Raw genomic sequence first — 4,472 nt, forward strand, 5'->3', positions numbered from 1 at the left:
GGTCCGGCATGGATGGACGCACTCGCCGCCGACCAGCGGCGCTATGCGACCGCCCGGCCGGACTACGGGCCCGGTTCCGCCGCCCGCGGCGTCGACCTGGGCGAGGCCTTCGGCGTCCTCGAACGGGTGCTCCCGGCAGACCGGATCGTCACCTACGGGGCCGGCAACGCGACCCTGTGGGGCCACCGCTACCTCACCCATGCCGGGCCGGGGACGCTGGTAGGGCCGCGTAACGGTGCCATGGGCCTGTCCGTGCCGGCTGCCGTGGCCGCCGCGCTGGTGCACCCGGACCGGCAGGTGGTGGCGGTCTGCGGCGACGGGGACTTCCTGATGAACGCCCAGGAACTGGCTACAGCTGCCGCGCACGGGGCCAGCCCGCTGGTCCTCGTGGTGGACAACGGAATCTACGGCACCATCGTGCAGCACCAGCGCGCGCACTATCCGGGGCGTCCCTCCGGGACGGCGATGGTCAATCCGGACTTCGCCGGCTGGATGCGCACCTTCGGCGGACACGGCGAGCGCGTCGAAACCACCACGGACTTTGCCCCGGCGCTGGAGCGGGCGCTGGCCAGCGGGCGGCCGGCCCTGCTGCACCTGTTCACCGATCCGGAAACCATGCCGCCCGGCACGGCCAACGACGGCCTGCAGGAGACGGGGCACGGCGAAGGCCGGCCGGCTGCGCTGGCCGCGGCCCGGGAGGGGACCGCCTGATGGAGCTGGACCTGATTCTTCGCGACGCCAATATCCTCACCCTGGAGCCGGGACGGCCCCGCGCGCACAGCGTCGGCGTGCTGCACGGACGGATCGCCGGTTTCGACGGGGAGCTCGCCGGCTGCACGGCCGCCCGTGAGGTCTCCCTCGGCGGGGCCACCGTGGTGCCCGGGTTCATCGACGCGCACTGCCACACCACCTGGTGGGGGCTGGGCCTGTCCGCCGTGGACCTGGAACCGGCCCGGGGACTGGAGGAACTCTATGCGCTGCTCCAGGCGGAGGTGTGCCGGCTGGAGGGAATGCCCGGCGGAGCGCCGGGTGCGTGGGTCAACGGCACCGGCTTCAACCACAAGCACCACGGCGGGGCATTCCCGGACATCAGCCGGTTGGACGAGATCACCGGGGACCGCCCGCTTTACCTGCGGCACGTTTCCGGGCACCTGTCCATTACCAATACCGCCACGCTGCGGCTGGCCGGGGTGTTCGAGGCAGGCTTCACCAGCCCAACGGGCGGCGCGGTGCTGCGCGGACCGGACGGGTACCCGACCGGGGTCGTGGAGGAATCCGCCCAGGCCCTGATCCAGAACCTGCTGCTGCCGTACCCGGTGGAGCGGATCGTGGAGGCGCTGGAGGCGGCAACCTTGCGGTACGCCGCCGAAGGCATCACCAGCTTCACCGAGGCCGGGATCGGCGGCGGCTGGATCGGGCACAGCCCGATAGAGGTGCAGGCCTACCTGGCCGCGCACCGGGCCGGGAAGCTGCACGCCCGCGCCCAGCTGATGCCGGCCCTGGATGCGCTGCGTCCGCTGGAAGCCAACGCCCGGGACATGCACGGCACGGGCACCGGCCGGGGCCTGGACCTTGGGGCAGTTGCCGGGTTCGGCAATGAGTGGGTCTCGCTCGGGCCGGTCAAGGTCTTCATGGACGGTTCCCTGCTCGGGGCCACCGCGGCGGTCACCGAGGACTACTGCGGACACCGGCACAACACCGGCTACCTGCTCGATTCCCCCCGAGGCCTACAAGGATCGCGTCGACGCCGCCTACCGGGCCGGCTGGCCGGTCGCCTTGCATGCCATCGGCGACGCCGCCATCGACCTGGCCGTCGAGATCATCACCTCCTGCCAGGACCGCTACGGGCGCAACGCCCTGCCCAACCGGATCGAACATTTCGGCATTGCCCGCCCCGACCAGGTGGCAGCCGTTGCCGCTGCGGGGATCGCGGTGACGCCGCAGGCCGCGTTCATCGGCCCCCTGGGCGACCAATTCGCCGCGCTGGTCGGCCCCGGCCGTGAGGGCTGGCTCTACCGCGGGCGCTCGCTGGTGGATGCCGGGGTGCTCCCGGCCGGCTCCTCCGACCTGCCCGTGGCGGACAACAACGTCCGCCGCGCCATGCAGTCCAGCGTGGACCGGCGCACCGAAGGCGGACTGGTGCTCGGCGGCGCCGAGGAGGGCCTGACCCCGGAGGAGGCGCTGCGCAGCTACACCGAATGGGCCGCCGCCGCCACCGGCACCGCTGCGGAGAAAGGCACCCTGCGCGCCGGCAAGCTCGCCGACTTCGCGGTCCTCTCCGGATCCCCGCTCGAGGCCGGGGACATCTGCGCCCTTGAAGTGCTCGCGACCATTGTCGGTGGCCGCTTCACCTACAACCGGCTCGGCACCGCCGGCAGCCGCACCGGCCATCTGACAGGAGCACACGCATGACCAACACCGCCGCCACCTCCAATACAGCACGGGAAGCCGGACGCCGGCCCGACGCCGCCGCCGAACGTGCCGCGTTCCTGGCCGATTTCCGCTCCATGAGCAGCTTCGGCGCTACCGCCGGCGGAGGCGTGGACCGGCAGGCCGCCACGATTGCGGACGGGCAGACCCGCAACTGGTTCCGCGGCCTCGTCGAGGGCCACGGCTTCAAGGTCCGCTACGACGCCGTCGGCAACCAGTTCGCGCTGCTCGAGCTGGCTCCCGGGGCGCCGTACATTGCGGTCGGCTCGCACCTGGACTCGCAGCCGCTCGGCGGCCGGTTCGACGGTGCCTACGGCGTGCTCGCCGGGGCCCATGCCGCCATCCGCCTGACGGAACGGCTCGCCTCGGCCGGGGAATCCGCGAAGTTCAACGTCGCCGTGGTCAATTGGTTCAACGAGGAAGGCTGCCGCTTCAAGCCCTCGATGATGGGCAGCTCCGTCTTTACCGGCAAGCTGCCCGCGGAGCAGGCACTGGCCACCACCGACCCGCACGGCGTCACCGTGCGCGAGGCCTTGGAAGCGATCGGGACCATCGGTGACTTCTCGCTGGACGTGGCCGCGTACCTGGAAATCCACATTGAGCAGGGCCGTTCGCTCGAAGACCACGGATTGACCATCGGCCTGGTGGAATCGACCTGGGGTGCCAACAAATACGAGTTCGTGGTCCACGGCGAGCAGGCGCACACCGGCGCCACCGTCATCGCCGACCGGCAGGATGCGCTGCTGGGCGCCTCGCTGCTGGTGGTCGCCGCCCGCGGGATCGCCGACGAATTCAGCACCGATGAGCACGCCGTCATCACGTCCTGCGGCGAGTTCAACGTGTTCCCGAATTCGCCGGTGGTGGTGGCCAGCCGCGTGAACCTGCTGGTGGACCTGCGCAGCACGGACGCGGACGTCCTCGCCGCGGCGGACGCTGAACTGCACCGCCGCGCCAGGGCCATCGAGCAGCGCGCCAATGTGCGGATCGAGCGCGGCGCCGAGCACATCTGGGCGGCCAAGGCCTACGACGCGGCGGGCATGCGGCTGGCCGCCGGGTGTGCCGAAGAATTGGGCCTGCCGCACGGCACCGTGCGCACCCTGGCCGGGCACGACTCGACCAACCTCAAGGACAAGGTGCCCACGATCATGCTCTTTGTGCCCAGCGTCGAGGGCATCAGCCACAACGAGAAGGAACTGACCCGCGACGAGGACATGCTCGCCGGCGTGGACCTGCTTACCGAACTGCTTTCACGGGTGGCAGCCGGCGGGTTCGTCAAGCCGTAGGGAGGCACCCTGTGCCGGCGTCCCTGCGGCCGGGCAAACCGATAGCGCCCTTCCCGGGTGGGAAGGGCGCTATCGGGGAGCACCGCCTCAGTGGCCGCGGGCGATCCATTCGTCCAGGTGCGGCGCCTCGGCCCCGACGGTGGTCGAGTCGCCGTGGCCGGTGTTCACCGTGGTGTCCGCCGGCAGGGTCAGCAGGCGGTCCTTGATGGACTCGATGATCGTGCCGAAGTCGCTGTAGGAGCGGCCGGTCGCCCCCGGCCCGCCGTTGAACAGCGTGTCGCCGGAGAACACCGTGCCCAGCTCGGGGGCGTAGAACACCGTCGAACCGGGGGAGTGCCCCGGGGTGTGCAGCGCCTTCAGCTCAGTGCCGGCGATCTCGAAGGTGTCGCCGTCGGCGATTTCCGCGTCCGGCGCGCTGTCCGGGAAGACGGCGTCCCAAAGCATCCGGTCGGCCGGGTGCAGGTACACCGGCGCGCCGGTCAGCTCGCGGAACTTGCCGGCATAGCGGATGTGGTCATCGTGCCCGTGGGTGAGCAGGATGGCCTTGACCTTGCGGCCGCCGACCTTTTCGGCAATCGCGGCCGGGTCGTGCGCCGGGTCGATCACGAAGACCTCGGACTCGTCGCCGACGATCCAGACGTTGTTGTCCACGTCCCAGGTGCCCCCGTCGAGGGAGAACGTGCCGGAGGTGACGACTTTCTCGATTGTGGCGGCCATTACAGCTCCACCACCGAGCGCAGGACCTTGCCTTCGTGCATT

At 70.9% G+C, this 4,472-nt stretch carries 4 protein-coding genes and 1 pseudogene; 4 read left to right on the forward strand and 1 reads right to left on the reverse strand.

Features of this window, described 5'->3' with window-relative positions; translation table 11 throughout:
* From ACFQ36_RS20980 to ACFQ36_RS20995, 4 genes and pseudogenes are all read left to right on the forward strand, one after another.
* Positions 1–711, forward strand: a 711-nt coding sequence (locus ACFQ36_RS20980; RefSeq protein WP_377017203.1) for a thiamine pyrophosphate-dependent enzyme, incomplete at its 5' end; no start/stop codon positions are given.
* Positions 711–1,640, forward strand: a pseudogene (locus tag ACFQ36_RS20985) (amidohydrolase family protein); the annotation flags it as partial. The gene ACFQ36_RS20980 and the pseudogene ACFQ36_RS20985, both read left to right, overlap by 1 nt.
* Entirely contained in the window at positions 1,597–2,412 is an 816-nt protein-coding gene (locus ACFQ36_RS20990) for an amidohydrolase family protein (protein ID WP_377017205.1), read from the forward strand. The pseudogene ACFQ36_RS20985 and the gene ACFQ36_RS20990, both read left to right, overlap by 44 nt.
* Positions 2,409–3,713, forward strand: a complete 1,305-nt coding sequence (locus ACFQ36_RS20995; RefSeq protein ID WP_377017207.1) for a M20 family metallo-hydrolase — start codon at positions 2,409–2,411, stop codon at positions 3,711–3,713. Before ACFQ36_RS20990 ends, ACFQ36_RS20995 begins: the two co-directional genes overlap by 4 nt.
* A gap of 87 nt (positions 3,714–3,800) precedes the next feature.
* On the opposite strand, the gene ACFQ36_RS21000 is transcribed toward ACFQ36_RS20995, so the two are convergent.
* A complete protein-coding gene (locus tag ACFQ36_RS21000; protein ID WP_377017209.1) occupies positions 3,801–4,430 on the reverse strand; it encodes an MBL fold metallo-hydrolase in 630 nt (209 codons plus the stop codon).
* Positions 4,431–4,472: the final 42 nt, after the last annotated feature.

It is taken from the genome of Arthrobacter sp. GCM10027362, from assembly GCF_042679445.1.
Lineage (GTDB): Bacteria > Actinomycetota > Actinomycetes > Actinomycetales > Micrococcaceae > Crystallibacter.